This window comes from Variovorax sp. WDL1, from assembly GCF_001541225.1.
GTDB lineage: Bacteria > Pseudomonadota > Gammaproteobacteria > Burkholderiales > Burkholderiaceae_C > Variovorax.
Genome location: NZ_LMTS01000205.1, coordinates 1 through 2,624, shown reverse-complemented (window position 1 = coordinate 2,624; position 2,624 = coordinate 1). Strand labels below are relative to the sequence as shown.

The window sequence follows — 2,624 nt, the reverse complement described above, 5'->3', positions numbered from 1 at the left end:
TGCAGTTGCTCGAAGACATTGCGCCGTACCGGCACCTGGGCATCGAACCGCCGCCGCTGCACCTGCTCATCAACCGCGTCCACCCGGTGTCCGCCAACGCGCGGCTGATCCAGCAGGCCTTGCGCGACCTGTTCCAGGACCACGCCGGCATCCGCGTGCTCGCCACCGACGTGCCAGCCATCGAAGCCTATCCGCGCGCCGCGACGCGCGGCCTGCCGGTGCATCGGGTCGAGCACCGCCAGCCACTCGGCAGAGTCGCGCCGGCCGCGCTCGCCACGATGCGCGTGCTCGCCAGCGAGCTGTTCCCGCAATGGCTGGACAGATTTGCCGCAGTGTCCGGTCGCCCGCCACGTCCTCTTGATACTGGGAGGCCCCATGGCGAACGCACATGAGCTGGCGCGCGGCCACAAGCGGCTGCGCGCCCTGATCGAGTTCGCGGTGGGCGAAGGCTGGCACGTCAAGCGCACGCGCGGCGGGCACCTCAAGTTCACCAAGGCCGGCTGCGCCGCGATCTACACCAGCTCGACCGCGAGCGACCACCGGGCCGAATTGAACGCCCGTGCGCAGATCCGTCGCGCCGAGCGGGAGGCCCGCATGGCGCCAGCCGGCAGTCGCGGGGACTGCGAGGGGTACGGCCATGGCTGACATGACCTCGCAGGACATGGCCGGCAAGCTGCTCGCCGCCGGGTTCGAGCGCAACGGCCCACCGGCCACGGCCTTGAGCGATCCGATCGCCGACACGCCCATGGTCGTGACGCTGGACCAGTTGCGTCCCTACGACCACGACCCGCGCAAGAAGCGCAATTCGGCCTATGAGGAAATCAAGGCATCGATCCGCGAGCGCGGCCTGGATGCCGCACCGGCCATCACCCGGCGTCCAGGCGAGGACCACTACATCATCCGCAACGGCGGCAATACGCGACTGGCGATCCTGCGCGAACTGTGGTCGGAGACCAAGGACGAGCGCTTTTTCCGCATATCGTGCCTGTTCCGCCCGTGGCCCGAGCGCGGCGAGATCGTCGCGCTGACCGGGCATCTCGCGGAAAACGAACTGCGCGGCGGTCTCACCTTCATCGAGCGAGCCCTGGGCGTGGAGAAGGCGCGCGAGTTCTACGAGCTGGAAAGCGGCATCCCGCTGAGCCAGTCCGAACTGGCCCGCCGCTTGGCCGCCGACGGATACCCCGTGCAGCAGTCGCACATCAGCCGGATGGCCGACGCCGTGCGCTACCTGCTGCCGGCGATCCCGACCGTGCTCTATGCCGGACTGGGGCGCCACCAGGTCGAACGGCTGTCGGTCATGCGCAAGGCCAGCGAGCGCACCTGGGAGCACTACTCCAAGGGCCGCTCTCTGGCTCAGGACTTCGACGACTTCTTCCAGGAGGTGCTGTCGCAGTTTGATGTTCAGGCCGACGAATTCTCCTCGCAGCGCGTGCAGGACGAGCTGATCGGGCAGATGGCCGAACTGCTGGGCATCGACTACGACGTGCTCGCCCTGGACATGACCGAATCCGAGAGCCGCCAACGCGCCTTGGTCAGCGACCCGACGCCGCCCTCGAAGCCGCCCGCCTTGCCTGATCCGGGGGCCGTCGCGCGTCCACCAGCCGTAACCGCGCCGCCCGCCGCGATGCCTGCACCGCCTGCAGACCCGCCAGCGACTGCCCCCTCGATGCGCGAGAGCGACGCGGATGCCAACCAGGCAGGCATGGCCAGCCCCACGGCGGCCAGCGATCTACTTGCCGAGCACATCGTCTCGCCGGCGCCGACGACCGAACGGCTTCAGTCCATCCAGCGCATGCTCGCCGATCAGTTGGGTGATGCGCTGCCGCCCGATTTTTCGGCGAGCGTCCTGCAGTCCATCCCGGTGCAGGCCGGTGGGCTCTATCCGATCTCCGATGTCTGGTACATCGATCCCGGCCTGGACACGCCGGACCGCTTGCGCATCCACATCGCGCAGTTCGCCCGCGAGATCGCGCACGAGGCAGAGCTGGACGAGTGCATCGATGACCGCCCCGACGGCATCGGCTTCGCATGCCGTGCCCACACCCAGGCCCCAGCGTCGCGTGGCCGTGCCGTCCTCGCGCTGCTGGCCTGCCTGGCCGGTCAGCAGCCCGCCGACGTCGGCCTGGACGACGGGCAGGTCGTCATCGACCTGCCGGGGTTGCTTCACGGTCAGGGCCAAAGTGGCAGCACCGGAGCCCGTCGATTGAGCGACACCGCGCTGGTCAAGCTGTTCCGGCTGCTGCGGCTGGCCCGGCGCCTGCGCGACCTGGAAGCCGACGCGGCGAGTTCTGGAACCTGAGCAAGGGAGGCCAGCATGTCCGCACCACACCCACTCAACCAGGCCGTCATCGCCCAGGCCCTCTACGACCTGCGCAATGGGCAACTGCGCCGCTGCAAGCTGATGGGGTTTGGCGAGGAAGACCTGGACGCCCTCAAGCATCCTGCGCTGATCAGCGTGCTGGCCAACGCCAACGTCTCCTGGTGCTCGGTGACCGTCAACCGCGAAGTGCTCCGGCGGCTGCTCAAGCAGGCGCAGGACGTGGAGAAGGAAATCGCCACGGTCGATCGCATGTTGCGCCTGGGCGCCAGCACGGAGATGGTCAGCCGCTTCTATGGCCTGACCC

Annotated in this window: 3 protein-coding genes and 1 pseudogene; all 4 read left to right on the top strand. The window is 68.6% G+C overall.

What is annotated here, in order from left to right; translation table 11 throughout:
- Nucleotides 1-392 (top strand): annotated as a pseudogene (locus tag APY03_RS44530) (ParA family protein); the annotation flags it as partial.
- The gene (locus APY03_RS26695) at nucleotides 376-645 is read left to right on the top strand and encodes a hypothetical protein (protein ID WP_068681655.1); all 270 of its coding nucleotides are present in this window, start codon (nucleotides 376-378) and stop codon (nucleotides 643-645) included. The pseudogene APY03_RS44530 and the gene APY03_RS26695, both read left to right, overlap by 17 nt.
- Nucleotides 638-2,299, top strand: a complete 1,662-nt coding sequence (locus tag APY03_RS26690) for a ParB family protein (RefSeq protein ID WP_068681654.1) — start codon at nucleotides 638-640, stop codon at nucleotides 2,297-2,299. Before APY03_RS26695 ends, APY03_RS26690 begins: the two co-directional genes overlap by 8 nt.
- 15 nt (nucleotides 2,300-2,314) lie before the next feature.
- The coding region (locus tag APY03_RS26685) for an STY4526/YPO1902 family pathogenicity island replication protein (protein ID WP_157103465.1) at nucleotides 2,315-2,624 on the top strand (310 nt) is incomplete at its 3' end.